Source organism: Streptomyces purpurogeneiscleroticus (assembly GCF_020024005.1).
Lineage (GTDB): Bacteria > Actinomycetota > Actinomycetes > Streptomycetales > Streptomycetaceae > Streptomyces > Streptomyces purpurogeneiscleroticus.
The window spans coordinates 1-20,870 of the sequence record NZ_NHSG01000161.1 but is presented as its reverse complement, the minus strand read 5'-3'; the positions used below and the strand labels follow the sequence as shown (position 1 = coordinate 20,870).

The window sequence follows — 20,870 nt, the reverse complement described above, 5'->3', positions numbered from 1 at the left end:
TGTCCGGGGGCGTGGAGGTGGCCGGCCGGCTGTCGCCGTGCCGGGCGGTGCCGGTGGGGCGGGGCGCGGCACCGTTGAGGGCCGGTACGGCCAGCGTGGCCGCCAGCGCCGTGGTGGCGAGGAGGGCGGACGGTATCTGCCTCATGTGCTCACCCTGGGACGGCGGGCGGCGGCCTGCCCGTCGGGTTACGTCATCCGGTGACGGGGGTGGATTTCACGGGGGTGACGTGGAGTGGCGCAGGTCACAGGGCGTGAGGGAAATAACCGGGGAGCTGGTCCCCGTTTAACCAGGCGTCCGAGCGAAACGGGGATCCGCTCCCCGGTTTCGCCTCACAGGGTAGGAAGCACCCGGGAAGTGCAGGCCGTACGTCCCGGGAAACAGTCGCACGCGTACCGAGAACAGCCACACGCGTACCGAAACAGACACACGTACCGGAGGGAGTGAGCCGACGTGACCGTCACCCCGACCCCCGCCGCCAAGGCGGCCCAGCCCCGGCTGCGGGCCGACGCACAGCGCAACCGGGAGCGGATCGTCGCGGCCGCTCGCGAGACCATGGTCGAGCACGGGGCCGATGTCCCGCTCGACGAGGTCGCCCGCCGGGCCGGCGTCGGCAACGCCACCCTCTACCGGCACTTCCCGGACCGCGCCGACCTGATCCACCACGTCACGCTCTCCGTAATGGACCGCACGGCGGACCGTGCGGAGGGCGCGCTCGCGGCGGAGGACGACGCGTTCCAGGCGCTCCGGGTCTTCGTGCACGCCGCCGTCGAGGAGCGCATCGGAGCGCTCTGCCCGCTCCTCTCCGACGGCGTCGACAAGGACCACCCCGACCTGCTCGCCGCGCGGGATCGCCTGGAGAGGGCCGTCGAGGCCCTCATGGGCGCCGCGCGCGAGAGCGGCCGTCTGCGTACCGACATTGCCGTCGGTGACCTGATGGTCGCGATCACCCAGCTCACGCGGCCGTTGCCAGGGTCCGGCTGCGTCGACTTCGACCGCTTCGTGCACCGCCATCTCCAGCTGTTCCTGGACGGCCTGATGGCGCCCGCACGCTCCGAACTGCCCGGGTGTGCGGCCACGTTGGAGGACCTCCGGCAAGGCCGGTGACCCTCGGCGTGCCGCCCCGCGCGACCGCCGCCCCGCACCTCGTACCGCGTCACGCGCAACTCGTACTCCGCACTCCACGCCCCGTACTCCGCACTCCGTAACCGTCCCCGGATCTTTTCTCTCCGCGTCACTAGGTGGACCCACCCATGCCTGAAACAGCCAAGAACATCCCAAATGTCGACCCGAGGCGCTGGAAAGCGCTCATATTCATCGCCCTCGCCCAGCTCATGGTCGTGCTCGACGCGACGATCGTGAACATCGCGCTGCCCTCCGCCCAGGCGGACCTCGGGATCTCCGACGGGAACCGGCAGTGGGTCATCACCGCGTACGCCCTTGCCTTCGGCGGGCTGCTGCTCTTCGGGGGCCGCGTCGCCGACCTTTGGGGCCGTCGGCGCACCTTCGTCATCGGCCTGATCGGCTTCGCCCTCGCCTCCGCGCTCGGCGGTGCAGCGGGCAGCGCCGGGATGCTGCTCGGCGCCCGCGCGCTGCAGGGCGTGTTCGGCGCGCTGCTCGCCCCGGCCGCGCTCTCGCTGCTCGCGGTGACCTTCACCGAGGCGCGCGAACGTGCCAAGGCGTTCGGCATCTTCGGTGCCATCGCCGGTGGCGGCGGCGCCGTCGGGCTGATCCTCGGCGGCGTGCTGACCGAGTACCTGGACTGGCGCTGGACCTTCTTCGTGAACATCCCCTTCGCCGTGGTCGCGGCGATCGGCGCGCTGCTGGTCATCCGCGAGCCCGCCGAGGGCCGGAACTCCTCCCGGCTCGACGTGCCCGGCGTCCTCCTCGCCACGGCCGGACTGGTCTCGCTCGTGTACGCGTTCACTCGTGCCGAGTCCGACGGCTGGAGCGCCACGCCGACCATCGCCCTCTTCGTGGCCGCCGCCGTGCTGCTGCTGGCCTTCGTGGCCGTGGAGTCGCGGGTGAAGGCGCCGCTGCTGCCGCTGCGCGTGGTCACCGACCGCAACCGCGGTGGCGTCTACGCCTCGCTCGGCCTCGCCGTGATCGGCATGTTCGGTCTTTTCCTCTTCCTGACCTACTACCTGCAGATCGTGAAGGGGTACACCCCGGTCACGACCGGTCTGGCCTTCCTCCCGATGATCGCGGGCATGATCACCGGCTCGACGCAGATCGGTGCCCGGCTGATGACCCGGGTCCGGCCGCGGCTGCTGATGGCCCCCGGCTTCCTGCTGGCCGCGATCGGCATGCTGTCGCTGACCCGGATCGACCTGGACACGTCCTACCCGGCGCTGATCCTGCCCTCGTTCCTGCTGCTCGGCCTCGGCATGGGCACGGCCTTCATGCCGGCCATGTCGCTGGCCACGCACGGTGTGCAGCCGCAGGACGCCGGTGTGGCGTCGGCGATGGTCAACACCTCGCAGCAGGTGGGCGGCGCGATCGGTACGGCGCTGCTGAACACCATCGCGGCGGGCGCGACCACGGCGTACGCGACGGCGCACGCGACCGGTGCGCGCTCCGCCGACGTCCTCAAGCTGCAGTCGATGGTGCACGGGTACACGACCGCCATCTGGTGGGCGGCGGGCATCCTGCTCCTCGCCGCGGCGATCGCATTCGTCTTCGTCACCACGGGGCGGCCCGGTGCCGGTACTCCGGTGGCGAGCTCGGCGGACGGTACGGACGCGGCCGAGGACGTGCAGGTGCCGGTAATGGCGCACTGAGGCAGACATGCGAAAGGGGCGCCCTCTCGGGGGCGCCCCTTTTGCGTGCCCGGTGTGCGCTGTGCTGCGCCCTACCGGGGGGCTCAGCGCAGCCAGGGCAGGTCGGCGCCCTGCGGCTGCAGGCCGTCCGCCACCGACCGGCAGATCTCGGCGAGTTGGCGTACCTGCTCCGGGGTCAGCCGGTCGAACAGCGCGGCCCGTACGGTCGCGACGTGGCCCGGCGCGGACTCCTGCAGGACCTTCATGCCCTCGTCCGTGAGTACCGCGTTCTGGCCGCGCTTGTCGGAGGGGCAGTCCTCGCGGCGGACCCAGCCGTTCTTCTCCAGGCGCGCGATCGCGTGCGAGAGCCGGGACCGGGTGATCTTGGCGTTCTGGGCCAGCTCGGTCATCCGCAGCCGCCGCCGCGGCGCCTGGGAGAGCTGGACGAGCAGGCCGTAGTAGATGTGCGGCATGCCGGCATCGCGCTGCAGCTGCCGGTCGAGGTGGTCTTCCAGAAGCGTGGTGGCGTGCAGGTACGACTGCCAGGCGTACTGCTCCTCGTCGCTGAGCCAGCGCGGCTCACCGGCCATGTCGTTGCTCATACCATCCACTGTCTCATTACCCATGGCGTTCTTGAAGATTTAACAACGAAGGGGGCGGGGGCGTTATGCCCGCGCCCGCGCCGGAATGCCCCGCGGCCGCCCTTCGTTGTGGAGGTGTACCAGGACGTGCGGGGCAGCATTCCCGCACGTCCGCGCAGGTTCACTCGACATCCCGTGCACATCGACGCCCCAGGAGGCGCAGCGATGCCGCTCACCGTGGAAGAACGTGACCAGTTGCTCGCCGAGCCGCACGTCGCCGTGCTGGCCGTGGAATCGGGGAGCGGACGCGCTCCGCTGGCGGTGCCGGTCTGGTACAGCTACCGCCCCGGCGGCGACTTCCTGGTCTTCACAGGGCGTACGTCCCGCAAGGCGCGGCTCATCGAGGCGGCGGGGCGGTTCTCGCTGGTCGTGCAGCGCACCTCGCCGACGTACCGGTACGTCATGGCGGAGGGGCCGGCGAAGCTGGTCCCGGTCACCGCCGAGGACGTCGAGGAGGTGGCCGGGCGGTACGTGTCGCCGGAGGGCGTGGCCGAGTACGTACGACAGGCGCTCTCCGAAGGCGGCGATGAGATGGCCGCCGTCCTGCTCACCCCGGATCACTGGCTCTCGGCGGACGCGGGGCCCTCCTGAGGCGGTTCGTAAAGCCTGACAGGAGGTGTCGGGTATCCCCGTCAGTCTGAGGCCATGACGAACACGGTGGTGACGACGCACACGAAGGCGGCGGGCTGGTCGGAGTTCTCCGCGGCGGAGCCCGCGCTCGCTGAGTGGGCGGAGCGGCGGTTCGGCGCGTACCGGCACCATGTGCTGGCGACGCTGCGCGCGGACGGTTCGCCGCGGCTGACCGGCCTGGAGGCCGACTTCCGCGGCGGGGAGCTCTGGCTCGGCATGATGCCCGGGTCCCGGAAGGCGCTGGACCTGCGGCGCGATCCCCGGTTCGCGCTGCATGCCAATCCGGGGAGCGGTGACGGCATGACGGACGGGGACGTACGGATCGCGGGGCGTGCGGTGGAGGTCATGGAGGCGGACGCGCTCGCGCGGTACGCGGACGAGGCCGAGACGCCGCTGCCGTTCCACCTCTTCCGGGCGGAGCTGACCGAGGTGGTGCGGACGTACGTCGAGGACCCGCACATCGTGCTGGTGACCTGGCGCCCGGGGCGCCCCGTACGCACCGTCCGGCGTGGCAACGACGACGCCCCGCCGACTGTCGACTGACCCCGTCGACCGTCGACCGTCGACTGACAGCGCCCCGCCGACCGTCGGCTGACGACGGTCGGCGGGGCGGCGCGGGCGTGGCTGCCCGAAGGCGCGCGGCGGGTTACCGCCGCGCTCCCGGAGTGCCGTGCGTGCGGAAGAGGTACAGGGCAACGACCAGCATGATCACGCCGAAGAGGGCGCCCATGCCCGATGCCTTCAGCACCGTCGAGGTCTCCGCGAGGCTGTAGAGGTAGCCCATCGTGGCGCCGAACATCACGCCGTACGCGAGGGCGCGGACCTCGGTGATCATGCGGGACTGGCTGTGCATCAGGGCCAGCCCGAGGACCATGGTCACCGCGGTGGCGATCAGGCCGAGCACGAACGCGTGGAGGCTGGACGAGCCGGTGCTGTGGTCGAGCAGTGCCGCGTAGATGCCGTAGGCGATGCCGCCCGCGACGGGGACGACGGTCGTGACGGCCAGGTGGTGGCGGGGCGCCGCGGCCGTGGTGGCCGTGGAGCGGGTGCGAGCGTGCGTCTGCATGACGGCTCCTCTCTCTCGCCCTCCCTCCAGGCGACACCCGGGCGCGGCGGGCGTCAACCGGAGCCGAGATCCTTCTCGTCCCCGGAGCCGAGATCCTTCTCGTACCAGGCCACGTCCCAGTAGCGGCCGAATTTGCGGCCGACCTCCGCGAACGTACCGACGTGCCGGAAGCCGAAGCGGGCGTGCAGGGCCGCCGAGCCGGGGTTGGGGAGCGCGATGCCCGCATACGCGCGGTGCACGTCCTCGCCCTCCAGGGCCTCGAAGAGCGCCTTGTACAGCAGGGTGCCGACGCCGCGGCCGGTCGCTTCGGGGGCGAGGTACACCGTCGTCTCCACGGACGTGCGGTATGCGGCCTTCGGGCGGAAGGGGCTGGTGGTCGCGTACCCGAGGAGGCGCCCCTCCCGCGCGCCCGCGCTCTCCCGGGCAACCAGAAGGCGGTGCGGGCCGTCTTCGGGGTGGGAGAGGAGCCATGGCCTCCGCTCTTCGGGGGTGAAGGGCTCGGTGTCGAATGTGATCGCTGTCTCACGGACGTAGTGGTTGTAAAGCTCCGTGAGGGCTGCCAGATCGGCCTCGGCGCCTGGCCTGACCTGCACTTCCCCGCACTCCAGCGGCATGCGGCCTCCTTCGGTGGGCACGCAGGGTACTGCATGATCAGAAAAACGACGGGTCGCCATGGGAATTCTGTCCGGTTTCCAGCCGTTGTTTCCATCAGACGGGGGCACCCGGCCCCGGCAGACAGCAGGGATCAGGTGTCCCGGCCGCCACCATCCCGCGACCGACTCATCGCAAAGGGAGCACACGCATGGCAACCCGTGCCGTCGCCCGTCGTCAGCCCACGACCAGCGGTGCTGAGACGGCAAACAGCGTTCGCGCCGTAGGCGGGGAGATCGCCGACCGCGACCTGGTCGGCATGTACCTCGACGAGATCGCGCGCACGCCCTTGCTCGACGCCGCGAAGGAGGTCGAGCTGTCGCAGACCATCGAGGCGGGTGTCTATGCCCGGCAGATCCTGGACGGCGAGGTGACCGACGGCAACGCCGCCGGCGCGACGCCCGAGGAGCTGCAGGCGCTGGTCGACGAGGCCGAGAAGGCCAAGGACGTCTTCATCCGTTCCAACCTCCGCCTGGTCGTAGCGGTCGCCCGCCGTTACCCGCGCAGCGGTCTGCCGCTGCTGGACCTGATCCAGGAGGGGAACGCCGGCCTGGTGCGCGCGGTCGAGAAGTTCGACTACGCGAAGGGCTTCAAGTTCTCCACGTACGCGACGTGGTGGATCCGCCAGGCGATCACGCGGTCCATCGCCGACCAGTCCCGTACGATCCGGCTGCCCGTCCACCTGGTCGAGGAGCTGGGCCGGATCCGCCGTGTGCAGCGCGAGTTCAACCGCGAGCACGGCCGCGACCCGGAGCACGCGGAGATCGCCGCCGAGCTGGGCGCCAAGCCCGAGCGGATCAGCGACGTCCTGGACTGGGCCCGCGACCCCGTCAGCCTGAACATGTCCGTGGACGACGAGGGCGAGACGCAGTTCGGTGACCTCCTGGAGGACACCTCCGCGGCGTCGCCCGAGCAGTCCGTGCTCACGCTGCTGCGCAGCGAGGAGCTGGAGGACCTGATAGACCGCCTCGACGGCCGCACCGCCTCGATCATCAAGGCGCGGTACGGCATAGAGGACGGCCGCGAGCGGACCCTGACCGAGGTCGGCAAGCAGCACGGCCTGACCCGTGAGCGGATCCGCCAGATAGAGAAGCATGCGCTGCTGGAGCTGAAGCGCATGGCGCACGACACCGGCTTCGACGCCGCAGCGTAAACGCTTCTTCACCCCATAACGGGACCTCGCCGCAGAGCGTCCCCCCAGTACGAGCCCCGGCACCCTCCCCCGAGTGCCGGGGCTCTCTGCTGTCTGTCCGTCGACCGGAAGGGCCGTCAGGCCCGTCGTGCCCGTTTGTGTCTGTCCATTGCCCGAGTCTGTTTACTTTGCAGAAATCCGGGCGTAGCCTGCTGGTGAAACCACACGTTCGGGCATCGCACGGACAGGAACGGAACGGACCCAGGTCGCATGTACGCAGCGGAACGACAGCAGGAGATCCTGCGCCTCGCCCGGGACAGCGGGCGGGTCGACGTCCTCTCCCTCGCCGAGGAATTCCAGGTCACCGCAGAGACTGTGCGGCGCGACCTGAAGGCCCTGGACCGCGCCGGACTGGTCCGGCGGGTGCACGGCGGCGCCATACCGGCGGGCCGGCTGGACTTCGAACCGGACCTCGCCGAGCGGGACACCGTCGCGGCCGACGAGAAGGACCGCATAGCGCGCGCCGCGCTCGCCGAGCTGCCCGACGACGGCAGCGTGATCCTGGACGCGGGCACCACCGCGGCCCGACTGGCCGCCGAGTTCCCGCTGGAGTCCGACGTCACCGTCGTGACCCACGGCCTCCCGGTCGCCGCCCGCCTGGCCGACCACCCCGGGCTCACCCTGCACCTCGTCGGCGGCCGCATCCGGCACCGCACGCGGGCCGCTGTCGACGACTGGGCGCTCCGCGCCTACCGCGAGATCAACGCCGACGTCCTCTTCCTCGCGACGAACGGCTTCTCGCTGGAAGGCGGCCTGACCACGCCCGACCTCGCCGAGGCCGCCGTCAAGCGGGCGGTGATCGCCGCCGCCCGGCGGGTCGTACTGATCGCCGACTCCTCGAAGTTCGGGCAGCAGCACTTCGCCCGCTTCGGCGACCTCTCCGATGTCGACGTCCTGATCACCGACACCGGGCTCAGCCCCGAGAACGCCCTCGCCATCGAGCGCGCGGGCACGGAAGTAGTACGCGCATGATCCTCACCGTCACTCCCAACCCCAGCCTGGACCGCACGTACGAGGTGCCCGCTCTGGAGCGCGGCGCCGTGCTGCGGGCCGGCGCCGACCGGGTCGACCCCGGCGGCAAGGGCGTCAACGTCTCCCGGGCGGTCGCGGCCGCCGGGCACGAGACGCTCGCCGTGCTGCCGGTCGGCGGCCCGGCCGGGCAGGCGCTCGCGAACCTGCTGGTGGCCGAGGGGATCGAGGTCGCGCCGGTCCCGGTCGCCGGGGCCACCCGCTCCAACATCGCGGTCGCCGAGCCCGACGGCACCCTCACCAAGATCAACGCGGCCGGTCCCGAGCTGTCGGCGGCCGAGTCCGAAGCGCTGCTGGAGACCGTGCGGGAGCGCTCGGCGGGTGCCGCCTGGATCGCCTGCTGCGGCAGCCTGCCGCGCGGGCTCGCCCCCGAGTGGTACGCCGATCTGGTCGCCCGCGCGCACCGGGCCGGGGCCCGGATCGCCCTGGACACCTCGGGCCCGTCGCTGACCGCGGCGCTGCGCGAGCGCCCCGACGTGGTCAAGCCCAACGCCGAGGAGCTGGCTCAGGCCGTCGGCCGGCCACTCGCCACGATCGGCGACGCGGTGAAGGCCGCGGAGGAGCTGCGCGCGCTGGGAGCGGTGGCGGTGCTCGCCTCGCTCGGCGCGGACGGGCAGCTGCTGGTCGACGCGACCGGTACGTACTACGGCACGGCCGAGGTGGATGCCGTACGAAGCAACGTCGGTGCGGGGGACGCCTCGCTGGCGGGGTTCCTCGCTGCCGGCGGTTCGGGGGAGCGGGCGTTGGCCTCGGCCGTGGCGCATGGCGCGGCGGCGGTGCAGCTGCCGGGCAGTGTGATGCCTACGCCCGACGATCTGCGGCCGTCGGACGTGACGGTGACGGATGTGGTCCCGTTGGACCGCCCCTTGACGGAGGCCGTGTCATGAACGGTTCTGTACGCCGGGGTTGCCCGGCAGACGTTTGTCCTCAATCGCCGGACGGGCTGGATGTCGCCCGGACGGGCCGGGAATACAGAGGGAGCCCGCGATGAGTGAGCTGATCACCGCGGATCTGGTCGATCTGGACCTGTCCGCCGACACCAAGGAAGCGGCCGCCAGGTCGCTGGCCGAACGGATGGTGGCGGCCGGTCGCGTCACCGACCTGGAGGGATTCCTCGCGGACGTGGCCGCGCGCGAGGCCCAGATGCCCACCGGCCTGGACGGCGGCATCGGCATCCCGCACTGCCGGAGTGCCCATGTCACCGAGCCGACGCTGGCCTTCGGGCGCAGCGCCACCGGCATCGACTTCGGTGCCGCGGACGGCCCGGCCGACCTGGTCTTCCTGATTGCGGCGCCGACCGGCGGCGACGCCGACCACCTGTCGATCCTCTCGACGCTGGCCCGGCACCTGATGGACGAGGAGTTCACCGGCGCACTGCGCTCGGCGGACGACCCGGAGCGGGCGGCCGCGCTGGTACGGGGCGATGAGCCCGAGGCCGCCGAGCCCGCGGCGGAGGCGGCGGAGCCGGAGTCCCCGGCAGCAGAGTCCCCGGCAGCGGAGACCCCGCAGACGAGCGAGGCCCCGGATGCCCCGCAGACCGAGGCCCCGCAGACCGGGGCGCCGGACGCCGGCGCCCCGGAGCCCGAGGCCGCGGGTGCGTTCAGGATTGTCGCCGTCACCTCTTGTCCCACCGGCATTGCGCACACCTACATGGCCGCCGAGTCGCTGACGAAGGCGGGCGAGGCCGCCGGCGTGGAGCTGGTGGTCGAGACGCAGGGGTCGGCCGGGTTCACCCGCCTCGACCCGGCGGTGATCGAGGCCGCCGACGGCGTGATCTTCGCGCACGACGTGGAGGTACGGGACCGGGAGCGGTTCGCGGGCAAGCCCGTGGTCGATGTCGGCGTGAAGGCCGGCATCAACCGCCCCGCCGAACTGATCGCCGAAGTACAGGAGAAGGCGGCGCGCGGCGAGGTCGGCGCGCCGGCCGCGCACCGCGACGCGCCCATGGACCGGGGCGGCGAGGAGACCGACGGCTACGGCACCCGGCTGCGCAAGTGGCTGATGACCGGCGTCAGTTACATGGTGCCGTTCGTCGCCGCGGGCGGTCTGCTGATGGCCCTGGCCTTCGCGATCGGCGGCTACGAGATCAACAAGGCGCCGTCCGTCGCCGAGCACTTCGTCTGGGCCGAGACCGGCAGCTGGGCCGCGCTGCTCTTCCAGATCGGCAACGTGGCCTTCACCTTCCTCGTGCCGGTGCTGGCCGGATTCATCGCGTACGGAATGGCCGACCGGCCGGGGCTCGTACCGGGCTTCGTCGGCGGCTCGATCGCGCTGACCATCAACGCGGGCTTCCTCGGCGGTCTGATCGCCGGTCTGATCGCGGGCGCGGTGGTGATGGCCATCCAGCGGGTCCGGGTGCCGGCGCCGCTGCGCGGCATCATGCCGGTGGTGGTGATCCCGCTGGTCTCCTCGGCCGTGGTCGGGTTCCTGATGTTCCTGGTGATCGGCAAGCCGATCGCCGCGCTTCAGAAGGCGCTGACCGACTGGCTGTCCGGCCTGACCGGCGCCAACGCGATCATCCTGGGCGTCATCCTCGGCCTGATGATGTGCTTCGACCTCGGCGGCCCGCTGAACAAGGTCGCGTACGCCTTCGCGGTCGGCGGCCTGGCCAACCCGAACGACGGCAGCCTGAAGGTGATGGCCGCGGTGATGGCGGCCGGCATGGTGCCGCCGCTGGCGATGGCGCTGGCCACGACGGTGCGCGGCAGGCTGTTCACCAAGGCCGAGCGGGAGAACGGCAAGGCCGCCTGGGTGCTGGGTGCTTCGTTCATCACCGAGGGCGCGATCCCGTTCGCCGCGGGCGACCCGCTGCGCGTCATCCCGGCCTCGATGGCGGGCGGCGCGGTGACCGGTGCGCTGTCGATGGCATTCGGCTGCACGCTGCGCGCCCCGCACGGCGGCATCTTCGTGGTCCCGCTGATCGGCCAGCCGCTGCTGTACCTGGTGGCGATCGCCGCCGGCGTGGTCGTCAGCACGGCCCTGGTGGTCGGCCTGAAGGGGATGCGCAAGACCGGTACGGAGGCGGCGGTCCCCGCCGTGGAAGGCGAGCCGCAGTCGGCCGCCGAGACGAAGCGGGAGCCGGTCGCGGCCTGATCACCGCCCCCCAAGAACACACCACCCCGCTGCCAGTGCCCGGCAGCGGGGTGGTGTACGTCTGCGTGCGACGTTGTGGGTCAGGCGGCGCTACCGGCCGTCCACTCGTCCCACGACATGTTCCAGCCGTTGAGGCCGTTGTCGGGCTTGATGGTCTTGTCCGGGGAGTTCTTCACCACGACCACGTCACCGATGAGCGAGTTGTCGTAGAACCACTTGCCGGGGGTGTCGCTGTTGGCGCCCTTCGCGTCCCGCAGACCCACGCAGCCGTGGCTGGTGCCCGCCTGGCCGAAGATCGAGGGCGAGCCCCAGTAGTTGCCGTGGATGAAGGTGCCGGACGTGGACAGCCGCATGGCGTGCGGCACGTCCTTGATGTCGTACTCGCCCTTGCCGTCCTTCTTGGTGAAGCCGACCGTCGAGCCGTCCATCCGGGTCTCCTTGAACTTCTCCGAGATCACCATCTGACCGTTGTAGGTCGGGTTCTCGGGGCTGCCGCCGGAGATCGGGATCTTCTTGAGGGTCTTGCCGTCCCGCTCGACCGTCATCATCTGGGTCTTCATGTCGACGGTGGAGACCTGGGAGCGGCCGACGGTGAAGCTGACCGTCTTGTCCTGAACGCCGGTGACGCCGTTCGCGCCCTCCACGCCGTCCAGGTCGATCTTCATCGTGACCTTGGAGCCGGCCTTCCAGTAGTCCTTGGGACGGAAGTCCAGGCGCTGGTTGCCGAACCAGTGGCCGACGACCTGCTGGCCGCTGCTGGTGGTCACCGTGATGCGCGACTGCACGGCCTTCTGGTCGGTGATGGCCTTGTCGAAGTTGAACGAGACCGGCATGCCCACGCCGACGGTCTTGCCGTCGTCCGGGGTGTAGGTGCCGATGAAGCTGTTGGAGGGCGACACCGTGGTGAACGTGGCGTTCTCGGCCGCCGAACGGCCCTTGGCGTCCTTGGCCTTGGCGGCGAGCTGGTACTTCGTACCGCGCTCCAGCTGGACGTCCGGCTTCCAGCCGGAGCCGTCGGCGGATATGGATCCGGCGACCTTCTCACCGGTGTCCACCCGCGTCAGCGTCACCTTGGTCAGCTTGCCGCCGCTGACCTTCACGTTCGTTCCGTTGATACTGGCGCCGCTGGAGCCGTCCTTGGCCGACACCTTGATCTTGGCGTCGGAGGCGTCCTTGGCGGCCGCGGCGTCGGCGCCGGCCTGCCCGTCCTTGTTGTTCGCGCCCGAGGCGTCACCGCCGCAGGCGGTCAGGGCCAGGGCGCCGACTGCGAGCAGTGCCGCCGCCGCGAGGCCGCGCCGCCGCGAGCGCGAAGTGCGGGGCTGTGCGGGCGCTGCGTTGTCCGGCGTTGTCACGAGCTGCTCCAGGCAAGAGTGTTGGTCCACTGTTCTTAAACAGCGACTGTGAGCCGTTTTGGTTGCAACTCTCCATATCTTGTGACCGATGTCACACGAGTGGGGGAAGTGGCTGGTCGGAGGGTCCGGCCAGCCACTCGCGGAGCTGCGTTCCGTGCTCGTCCAGCCGCGGCGGTGCGACCGGTTCGGCCACCGGCGTACGGGACAGTCGCAGAGGGCTGCGTACTTGAGGTATCCGTTCCGCGCCGACGGGAACGATCGGATCAAGCCCCAGTCCCGCCGCGAACTCCAGGGCCTCGCTCAAGGTGTTGACGGGCCCACAGGGCACCGACGCCCGGCCGAGCCGCTCCGTCCAGCCCCGCGCGGTGTCGGCCGCCAGCCGCGCCTCCAGCTCCTTCACCAGCTCCGTGCGGTGCACCACCCGGTCGGGATTGGTCGCGAACCGCGCGTCCTCGGCCAGCTCCGGGGCGCCCAGCGCCGCTGCCAGCGCCCGGAACTGACGGTCGTTCCCCACCGCCACCGCCAGCAGCCCATCACGGCAGGCCAGCGTCTCGTACGGCGCGATGCTCGGGTGCCGGTTGCCCATCGGGCCCGGGTCGCGGCCGGTCGCCAGGTGCCCGGACGCCTGGTTGACCAGCGAACCCAGCAGGGAGGACAGCAGGTTCACCTCGACGTGCTGCCCCTGGCCCGTACGGTCCCGGTGGCGCAGCGCCGCCAGGATGCCGGTCGTGGCGTCCTTCGCGGTCAGTACGTCCACCAGCGCCACGCCCGCCTTCAGGGGCGGGCCGCCGGGCTCGCCCGTGATGCTCATCAGCCCGCCGACCGCCTGCACGACAAAGTCGTATCCGGGCAGGTGGGCGCCCTCACCCGAGCCGAAGCCGGTGATCGAGCAGTGCACCAGGCCCGGGTTGGCGGCGAGGGAGGAGACCGGGTCCAGGCCGTACTTGGCGAGCGCGCCGGGCCGGAAATTCTCGATCAGGACATCGGCCCGCACGGCCAGTTCACGGGCCGCCTCCGCGTCGTCCGGCGCGGAGAGGTCCAGGGCGAGGCCGCGCTTGGAGCGGTTGGCGGCGTCGAAGTACGCGGCCGTGCCGTCGGCCGCGAAGGGCGGCCCCCAGGCCCGGGTGTCGTCACCGGCGCCGGGTCGCTCCACCTTGACGACCTGGGCCCCCAGGTCCGCCAGGGTCGCGGCGGCCAGCGGCCCCGCCAGTACCCGGCTGAAGTCGGCGACGAGCACGCCGTCGAGCGGCTTCGGCTGGTCCGTACACTCCACGCGCACTCCTCCGTCATGGTGATCCGGTCGCCCGGTCACCCGTATCGGTGGTCCGGTTGTCGTATCGGGTGAGTGGTGCGCCGCCATGCTCGCGGACGATCTTGGCTGGACGGAACCCGCCGATGCGTCCAACGCGCACCACCCGACTCGTCCGTGCAGGAGTGGTGGGGACGTACCGGCGAAACGGGCGGAAGCCGGGACACCGCGCCGCCGGCCGCCGGATGCTTACGGGGATGGCGCGGAATTGTGGCGGAATTCTTTCGGTGTTTCCGGCGATTCTTGAGGGCCTCGCACCTGATGCGGTGGGATGAGGGATGGTTGCGGCGTGATGCGGGAAGAACCCTGAGTGATGCAGGAAGGTCCGGTAGTGGTGGGAGATGCATCACTTCGGGCCTTAAGTCCTATAAAAACCTGTCATAAAACCTGAGGCGTGGTGTCTACTGATCCGCGTCAGCCGCCGGTGCCCTGCGCGCCGGTGCAGCGCCACGCCCGTACGTCATGGAGGACTGGATGCTCCCCTCCGTCTCGACCCTGCAGCAGATCGGCCTGGCCGTGCTGCTGCTCGCGACCCTCGCCTGGGCCATTGGGCTGGTCCGGACCGTGCGCCGGGACCGTCGGGCACCCCAGCCGCCGGGCGCGGGCGCGGCCCCACGGCTGCTCAAGGCCGTACCGCGGCAGGTCGTCCCGCCGTCGGAGAGCGTGGAGCTGACTGCGGCCGAGCGCGAGGCGTTCGCCGGACTCGTACGGGAACTGACGCGCGGTCACTGACCCGAGAATGCGGGGCTGCCGGGCGCGGCCCTCAGCTGATCGGGCCGAGCTTGAGCAGCGCCAGCGACGCCAGCATCTGTACCGCCACCGCACCCGCCGACCGCAGCGTCGGCAGATGGTGCTGGCCCCGTATGAGCAGCACGGCCAGCGCGCAGCCGAAGCCCCATGTCGTCAGCGCCACCGCCTGCGCGACGGGATGACCCTCCGGCAGCAGGAACGACAGCGCGAGCCGCGGCAGGTCCGTCACCCAGAACACCACGATGAACAGGCTGACCGTCGGCCGGAGCCGGCCGTTGCCGCCGAGGGTGCGTGCTATGGCGTGTGTGACCAGCCCCAGCCCCAGGCTCGCGGCCAGCACGCCCGCCTCGGTGAGCCCCGCGAGCTGCCACACCACGTCCCGCGGCCCGGTATGCCACTGCGCGCGCAAGGACTTCGACGCCAGCAGCCCGAGCGCGCCGCCGACCAGCGACAGCAGGACCGCCGCGCTCCACGCCCCACGGTCGCGCGCCTCGTCCAGTACCTCCACCGGCCGGTACCACAGTCCCAGGATCAGCCGGTGCCACCACAGCCGGCGCCGCTTGGCGGCGGGCTGGGGTGCGGAGGCCGGCTGGACGAGGGTGGGCGGCGGTACGGGCATACGGCCGTTTCTACCACCGGGATTCGCGCGGGGACGAGGCAGGGACCGGTGGGCGCGGCAGGGCCGGTGCGGTACCGCTCAGGTCCCGTACCGGCCTATAACGCTCAGCCCCGTACCGGCCGATACCGCTCAGGTCCCGTACAGGTCGGTGTACGAGGGGAAGACGCCGCCCGGGCCGTCCACGCCCTCCGCCGCCAGCATCGCCTTCACGACGGCGCGGGTCAGCGCGTCGGCGCCGGCCGCCAGGATCTCGTTGACCGCTCCGGCGTCGGCGTGCACGGCGAACGCCGGGTCGCTCTCTGCGCTCTCCGGCGCTGCCGCCCGCTCCCCGGTAGCGAGCGCGAAGACCGTGTCCCCGTCCGAGAGCAGATGCACCGGACGTATGGCCCGGGCCAGCCCGTCGTGCGCGGTGCCCGCCAGCTTCTGCGCCTGGGCGCGGGTCAGGGCGGCGTCCGTGGCGACGACGGCGAGGGTGGTGTTCAGCGGCGGGCGCGCGGAGGCCGCCGAGCGTGCCGCCGACTCCGCGCGGGCGGCGGCCAGCCGGCGGGTCGCCTCCGTGTGCGTCTCGGGCGCGGGCGGCCGCGCGGTGCCCTGGAACAGCCGTCCGTAGAGCATCCCGGTCACCGGGTCGACCGGCGAGCCCGCCGCGTTGACCGCCGCGAGCACCGCGACCGTCACTCCCGACGGCAGGACGATGCTCGCCGTGCCGATGCCGCCCTTCAGGCCGCCGGCCACCGCGCCCGTACCGGCACCCACGTTGCCCTGCGCCACCGCCGATCCGGGCGCGCCGCGGTGCGCCGCCTCGATCGCCGCGCGGCCGAGCGCCGCGTCCGGGCGGGCCCGCCAGTCGCCGCCGCGCCCCAGGTCGAAGAGGGCGGCGGCCGGCACCACCGGCACCACCTGCGCGGGATCGGGACCCACCTGGAAGCCCCGGCCGTGGTCCTCCAGCCAGCCCGCCACACCCGAGGCCGTGTCCAGCCCGAAGGCGCTGCCGCCGGTCAGTACCACGGCGTCCACGCGCTGTACGAGATTGCGCGGGTCCAGGGCGTCGGTCTCGCGGGTGCCGGGGCCACCGCCCCGTACGTCGACGGCGGTGACCGCGCCGCCCTCGGGCGCGAGGACGACCGTCGTGCCGGTGAGATGGCCCGCGTCCGTGCGCTGCGCGTGCCCGACCCGGAGCCCCGGTACGTCGGTCAGCGCGTCGTGGGGGCCGTGCGGGGTGAGGGACTGCTCGGTACCCGCGCCGAGGGACTGTCCAGTACGTGTGGGGTCGGCCATGGTTCATGCGTACCACGGGCGCGCGGCGCCGGAGGGGATTGTCCGGGACCGGTCTCAGCGGCCCGACGGGCCCATCACGATGACGGGGTGTTCGGCCGGATCCAGCGTCCGCAGCAGCTCGCGCATCACCTCGGCCTTGAGGCTGATGCAGCCCTGGGTGGGGCCGTCGTGGTCGACGTGCAGCCAGACGCCGCCGCCCTTCGCTGCGCCCTGGGGGCGCCGCGGGTCCAGCGGCGAGGAGCCCGGCACGCGGTTGTAGTCGATCGCGATGACGTAGTCGAACGAGCCGGCCAGTGGCTCGCCCTCCACGCCCGATCCGCTGGCGACGAAGGAGGGGTTGTGGTCGTACGGGAGCTTCGTGCCGCGCGGTGGGGCCAGCTTGCCGCCCGCGTCGCTCAGCGTGAAGACGCCCTCGGGCGAGCGCAGATCGCCGTAGCGGTGGTCCTTCGTCCAGCCCTTGGCGGCGTTGTGCGCGGCCCACGCCGTGCCGCCGCGCCACTTCTCGGAGTCCTTGGCGCGGGTGTAGAGCGTGACGGTGGAGTCGTGCGAGTCGGCGTCCTCACCCGTGACGACGAGGACCTGCCGGGACTCGGCCGGGATGCGGTCCCGGGTGGCCGCGTCGAGGCCGGGGATGTGGCCCGGCTCCGTACGGACGGGGGAGCCCTGCTTGAGGCCGGTGGGCCGTTGCTTGGAGGAGGCGGTCGCGGTGGGCCCGTCCTGTGCCGTCACCGAGACGCCGTGGGTGCGCTGGTCGTCCCCCGAGGCGGGCCAGGCGCACAGCGCGGTGCCCATCAGGACCACCACGGCCGCGCCGCCGACGGCCTTGCCGCGTCGGGACAGGCGTATTCGCTCACTGGGCTGGGCGTGCCGGCCTGCCATGGTGTGACAACTCCTCGCGCGACGGCGCTTCGTGGGCATAAAAGGGGGCAATATGCACCCTACCCTTCACAGGGTGGGTTTAGCCCCGCGGGCCCCTTCTTCCGCTTGTTCTGCACATCATGCCGTGTGGTGATCGGTGCCGGTGCGGAACGGGTATCCACCGGTGCGGGGCGGACAGTTGGCGCGGCGTACTGTACGGCGGCCCGGGCGACGGCTGCCTCCCGGTCGCCGGGGGTTGACCGGATTTCGTGCCCGGTGGTGCGCGGGGTGGTGCGGCGGGGGCGGGCACCATGGAAAGCCGGGGATGCGGTGACGGTGGAGACGGCGAGAGCGGCGGGAGGACCGGCGGTGGCGGAGTCGTACGACGGGGACGTGCCGACCGGTACAGGGGATGAGCAGCGCGTATCCGAGGGTCAGGGGCCGGTGCCGGGGCGCGCCCCGGAGGGCCGTGTCCCGGCCGCCCCGGCGCCGAAAGGCCGCGCGGACCTCGCCGGCCGCCCCGACCTCGACCGGCTGCTGCGCCGCTTCTACACCGCCGCCTTCGCCGATCCGCTGATCGGCCCGTTCTTCACCGACGTCGCGGGCACCGACCTGACGGCGCACCTGCCGGCGATCACCGACTTCTGGGAGCGGGCGCTGTTCCGCACCGCCGACTACCGCGGCGACGTCTTCGCCGCGCACGCCGTCCTGCACCGCCTCCGGCCGCTGACCGCCGCGCACTTCGGCCGCTGGGTCCAGCTGTGGCACGCCACCGTGGACGGGCTGCACGCCGGGCCGCGCGCCGAACGGGCCAAGACGCAGGGCGAACGGCTCGCGGTCGCGATGCTGCGTCGCCTGTACGGCCCGTCCGCCGGCACCGGAGGCGGCACCGGCGGCTTCGTGCCGCTGGCCGCTCTGCGGCTGCGGGCGGCGGGGCCGCACGTACAGCCGGCGGCTCTGTAGTACGTGTCGTACGTACGGCAGTCGGCTACCCACCGCCGGCCACGGCCCGGGGCGCCGTCCGCTCCGCCGGTACCGACTCCACGATCGAGGGGAAGGCGGGCGTGGACAGTACGCGGGTCAGCCGGAAGTCCGCCGCCGAGAGCAGCGTGGCGTACTCCTCGGCGGTCCGCTCCTTGCCGTCGAGGACCGCCATCATCGCCACGTCCATCGCCTTGCCGTAGTGCGGCGCGTTGCCCTGCGGCAGCACCGAGTCGATGATCAGCAGCCGCCCGCGCGTCGGGACCGCGGCCCGTACCTGGCGCAAAATGTCGACACACGCGGTGTCCGGCCAGTCGTGCAGTACGTGCTTCAGTACGTACACGTCGCCGCCCTCCGGCACGGCGGTGAAGAAGTCGCCCGCCTCGGCCCGCCAGCGGCCCGCCAGCTCCGGTACGTCCAGCAGATGCCGGGCGATCGCCGGCTCCTGGTCGTAGAGCACCCCGGAGAGCGAGGGGTGGAGCTCCAGGACGGCGCGCAGCAGACCGCCCCGGCCGCCGCCGACGTCGACCACCGTGCTGCCCTCGGGGAACGGATAGCTCTCCGCGACCAGCCCGTCCACCGGGCCGGACAGCGACGCCATTCCCGTGTCGAACAGCTCGCGCGTCCCGGAGTCGGCGGCCAGGAACTCGAAGAGCGGCGCCCCGAAGAGCCGGTCGAACGACGGCCCGGCGGACCGCACCGTCTCCGCGAGCGCGGCCGAGGACCGCCGGAACGTCTCGTCGGTCATCATCAGCACCGCGTCGCGCAGCGAGTGCGGCACGTCCGAGCGGAGCGGCTGCGCCGCCGGCGTCAGCCGGAAGGCGCCGGTCGAGTCCTCGCGGAAGATGTCCCGAGTGGCGAGGTAGCGCAGCACGCGCCGCAGGTGGGGGCCGTGTGTGCCGGTGGCCTCGGCGAGCTGGTCGGCCGTGCGCGGACCGGCCGCCAGGTGGTCGGCGACGCGGTACTCGACCGCGGTGCGCAGGGCGGCGGAGAACAGGTGCCCCAGCGCGTGCTCCATCAGAAAGGCGACCGGGTCCTCCGGCGTCCGGCCGTCGGCCGGGCGGTCCGCCGGCCGGCCCGTGGGCCGGCCGGTCGATGACGTGGTCAACATCTGCCTCCCGTCACTCACCGAGGTGAGAGCTGGCGTCCGGGCCGAGGTGGCCGGCCGGACCGTCCCGCACCGGACGACCACCTCGGCCCGCACCGGACGACCACCGTGGCAGCGCCCGGCCCGCCTGTCACCGGTACCTCCCGCACCACCCGCGAACTCCGGCCATCAGCTGCGTTCCACTGAGGGTGATCCGTGCCTTCCGTCCCTTTCCGTCGCGTGGCACGCGGCGGCCGCCGAACGGGCCCCGCCCCCTGTGCGGTACGGGTGTTACGTGATCGAATACGGCACATGAGCGATCGTGCGCGTGAGATGGTCCTGGCCCCGCTCGACGCCCGCATGGCGGACCTCGAAGCCCTCTACGAAGATCTGCACCGGCACCCCGAACTGTCCTTCCAGGAGACCCGCACCGCCGCCGAAGCCGCCCGTCGCCTGGAGGCCGACGGCTACGACGTACTCACCGGCATCGGCCGCACTGGCGTCGTGGGTGTACTGCGCAACGGCGAGGGACCGACGGTCCTGCTCCGCGCCGACATGGACGCGCTGCCCGTGACCGAGCGGTCCGGCCTCCCGTACGCCTCCACCGAACCGGGCGTGATGCACGCCTGCGGCCACGACGTGCACGTCACCTGCCTGACCGGCGCGGCCGGGCTGCTCGCCGCCGGACGCGACCACTGGTCCGGCACCCTCGTCGTCCTCTTCCAGCCCGCCGAGGAGGAGGGCGGCGGCGCGCAGAAGATGATCGACGACGGCCTCTACAGCAAGGTCCCGGTGCCGGACGTGGTCTTCGCCCAGCACGTCGCGCCGCTCGGGGCCGGCCTGATCGCGTACCACGACGGCGCCTGCATGGCCGCCGCCGACAGCCTGCGCATCACCTTCCACGGCACCGGCGGCCACGGCTCCCGCCCCGAGACCACGGTCGACCCGATCCTGATGGCCGCCTCGTTCGTGCAGCGGGTGCAGTCCGTCGTCGCCCGCGAGACCGCGCCCAGGGAGCAGGCCGTCGTCACCGTCGGCTCCTTCCACGCGGGCGACGCCCCGAACGTCATCCCCGACCGGGCCACCGTCCAGCTCAGCATCCGCACCTTCGACGAAGAGGTACGCGCCCGGGTGCTGGCCGCCGTCGACCGGATCGCCCGCGCCGAGGCCGCCGCGTCCGGCGCCGCGCGCGCCCCCGAGACGGAGACCCTCGCCACCTTCCCCGTCACCCGCAACGACTCCGAGGTGCTGCGCGAGGTCAACGCCGCCTTCGCCGGCCTCTTCGGCGACCAGGCGCTGTTCCCCTTCGACCCGGCCTCCGGCAGCGAGGACGCGGGCCTGCTCGCCACGGCGGCGGACGCCCCGCTGTACTACTGGTGGCTCGGCGGCTGGGACCCGGCCGCCTTCCGCAAGGCGATGGAGGCCGGCCGCCTCTCCCAGGACATCCCCTCCAACCACTCGGCACACTTCGCACCGGTCCAGCAGCCGACGCTGTCGATGGGCACGCGGGCATTGGTGGCGGCGGCGATGACCCGGCTGGGGAAGGACGGTGCAGCGGAGGAGGGGGCGGCGGAGGA

The 20,870-nt window shown here is 72.2% G+C and carries 20 protein-coding genes; 11 read left to right on the top strand and 9 right to left on the bottom strand.

From position 1 onward, the window contains the following. Window positions 1–451 precede the first annotated feature (451 nt). Window positions 452–1,105: a TetR/AcrR family transcriptional regulator gene (locus CCS38_RS09320; RefSeq protein ID WP_223732727.1), complete on the top strand. Its 654-nt coding sequence runs from the start codon at window positions 452–454 to the stop codon at window positions 1,103–1,105. Window positions 1,106–1,251: 146 nt separating this feature from the next. Beyond that, on the top strand, window positions 1,252–2,778 hold the full coding sequence (locus CCS38_RS09315; protein WP_223732726.1) for an MFS transporter: 1,527 nt from the start codon (window positions 1,252–1,254) through the stop codon (window positions 2,776–2,778). 83 nt (window positions 2,779–2,861) lie between these two features. Here the strand turns inward: CCS38_RS09315 and CCS38_RS09310 are convergent, their stop codons facing one another. Then, window positions 2,862–3,359 (bottom strand): MarR family winged helix-turn-helix transcriptional regulator, encoded by a 498-nt coding sequence (locus CCS38_RS09310; RefSeq protein ID WP_223732725.1) that lies wholly within the window; start codon window positions 3,357–3,359, stop codon window positions 2,862–2,864. A 204-nt stretch (window positions 3,360–3,563) separates the two neighbouring features. Here CCS38_RS09310 and CCS38_RS09305 point away from each other — a divergent pair, with 204 nt between their 5' ends. Together CCS38_RS09305 and CCS38_RS09300 are read left to right on the top strand one after the other, a co-directional pair. Next, window positions 3,564–3,989, top strand: a complete 426-nt coding sequence (locus CCS38_RS09305; RefSeq protein ID WP_223732724.1) for a pyridoxamine 5'-phosphate oxidase family protein — start codon at window positions 3,564–3,566, stop codon at window positions 3,987–3,989. A 54-nt stretch (window positions 3,990–4,043) separates the two neighbouring features. Continuing rightward, complete coding sequence (locus CCS38_RS09300) at window positions 4,044–4,571, top strand: pyridoxamine 5'-phosphate oxidase family protein (RefSeq protein ID WP_223732723.1); 528 nt, start codon at window positions 4,044–4,046, stop codon at window positions 4,569–4,571. A gap of 103 nt (window positions 4,572–4,674) precedes the next feature. Here CCS38_RS09300 and CCS38_RS09295 read toward each other — a convergent pair whose 3' ends face one another. Then, a complete protein-coding gene (locus tag CCS38_RS09295) occupies window positions 4,675–5,094 on the bottom strand; it encodes a hypothetical protein (RefSeq protein ID WP_223732722.1) in 420 nt (139 codons plus the stop codon). 53 nt (window positions 5,095–5,147) lie between these two features. Further along, window positions 5,148–5,708: a GNAT family N-acetyltransferase gene (locus tag CCS38_RS09290; RefSeq protein ID WP_223732721.1), complete on the bottom strand. Its 561-nt coding sequence runs from the start codon at window positions 5,706–5,708 to the stop codon at window positions 5,148–5,150. A 188-nt stretch (window positions 5,709–5,896) separates the two neighbouring features. Between CCS38_RS09290 and CCS38_RS09285 the strand changes: the two genes are divergently transcribed. From CCS38_RS09285 to CCS38_RS09270, 4 genes are all read left to right on the top strand, one after another. Then, entirely contained in the window at window positions 5,897–6,898 is a 1,002-nt protein-coding gene (locus tag CCS38_RS09285; RefSeq protein ID WP_031051217.1) for a sigma-70 family RNA polymerase sigma factor, read from the top strand. Window positions 6,899–7,147: 249 nt separating this feature from the next. After that, window positions 7,148–7,909 carry a DeoR/GlpR family DNA-binding transcription regulator gene (locus CCS38_RS09280; RefSeq protein WP_030261865.1) on the top strand — a complete coding sequence of 254 codons (762 nt, stop codon included), beginning with the start codon at window positions 7,148–7,150 and terminating at the stop codon, window positions 7,907–7,909. Next, window positions 7,906–8,853, top strand: coding sequence for a 1-phosphofructokinase (pfkB, locus tag CCS38_RS09275; protein WP_223732720.1), 948 nt, complete (start codon window positions 7,906–7,908; stop codon window positions 8,851–8,853). Before CCS38_RS09280 ends, pfkB begins: the two co-directional genes overlap by 4 nt. A 100-nt stretch (window positions 8,854–8,953) precedes the next feature. Further along, window positions 8,954–11,059: a PTS fructose transporter subunit IIABC gene (locus CCS38_RS09270; RefSeq protein WP_223732719.1), complete on the top strand. Its 2,106-nt coding sequence runs from the start codon at window positions 8,954–8,956 to the stop codon at window positions 11,057–11,059. A gap of 80 nt (window positions 11,060–11,139) precedes the next feature. Here the strand turns inward: CCS38_RS09270 and CCS38_RS09265 are convergent, their stop codons facing one another. Continuing rightward, a complete protein-coding gene (locus CCS38_RS09265) occupies window positions 11,140–12,411 on the bottom strand; it encodes a L,D-transpeptidase (RefSeq protein ID WP_223732718.1) in 1,272 nt (423 codons plus the stop codon). 91 nt (window positions 12,412–12,502) lie between these two features. After that, window positions 12,503–13,690 (bottom strand): CaiB/BaiF CoA transferase family protein, encoded by a 1,188-nt coding sequence (locus tag CCS38_RS09260; protein WP_372457032.1) that lies wholly within the window; start codon window positions 13,688–13,690, stop codon window positions 12,503–12,505. A 504-nt stretch (window positions 13,691–14,194) separates the two neighbouring features. Here CCS38_RS09260 and CCS38_RS09255 point away from each other — a divergent pair. Next, the gene (locus CCS38_RS09255; protein ID WP_223732716.1) at window positions 14,195–14,452 is read left to right on the top strand and encodes a hypothetical protein; all 258 of its coding nucleotides are present in this window, start codon (window positions 14,195–14,197) and stop codon (window positions 14,450–14,452) included. A gap of 31 nt (window positions 14,453–14,483) precedes the next feature. Here the strand turns inward: CCS38_RS09255 and CCS38_RS09250 are convergent, their stop codons facing one another. The 3 genes from CCS38_RS09250 to CCS38_RS09240 all read right to left on the bottom strand — a co-directional run bounded on the left by CCS38_RS09250 (window position 14,484) and on the right by CCS38_RS09240 (window position 17,246). Continuing rightward, window positions 14,484–15,089: a hypothetical protein gene (locus CCS38_RS09250; RefSeq protein WP_223732715.1), complete on the bottom strand. Its 606-nt coding sequence runs from the start codon at window positions 15,087–15,089 to the stop codon at window positions 14,484–14,486. A 129-nt stretch (window positions 15,090–15,218) separates the two neighbouring features. Then, entirely contained in the window at window positions 15,219–16,367 is a 1,149-nt protein-coding gene (locus CCS38_RS09245) for a P1 family peptidase (protein WP_223732714.1), read from the bottom strand. A gap of 54 nt (window positions 16,368–16,421) precedes the next feature. After that, window positions 16,422–17,246, bottom strand: coding sequence for a L,D-transpeptidase family protein (locus CCS38_RS09240; RefSeq protein ID WP_223732713.1), 825 nt, complete (start codon window positions 17,244–17,246; stop codon window positions 16,422–16,424). Between the two features lie 348 nt (window positions 17,247–17,594). On the opposite strand from CCS38_RS09240, the gene CCS38_RS09235 reads away from it, so the two are divergent. Further along, a complete protein-coding gene (locus CCS38_RS09235) occupies window positions 17,595–18,188 on the top strand; it encodes a group III truncated hemoglobin (RefSeq protein ID WP_223732712.1) in 594 nt (197 codons plus the stop codon). A 25-nt stretch (window positions 18,189–18,213) separates the two neighbouring features. Here the strand turns inward: CCS38_RS09235 and CCS38_RS09230 are convergent, their stop codons facing one another. Next, window positions 18,214–19,317, bottom strand: coding sequence for a methyltransferase (locus CCS38_RS09230; protein WP_308050759.1), 1,104 nt, complete (start codon window positions 19,315–19,317; stop codon window positions 18,214–18,216). A 288-nt stretch (window positions 19,318–19,605) separates the two neighbouring features. Between CCS38_RS09230 and CCS38_RS09225 the strand changes: the two genes are divergently transcribed. After that, window positions 19,606–20,870: amidohydrolase (locus CCS38_RS09225; protein WP_223732711.1), on the top strand; the 1,265-nt coding region annotated here is incomplete at its 3' end.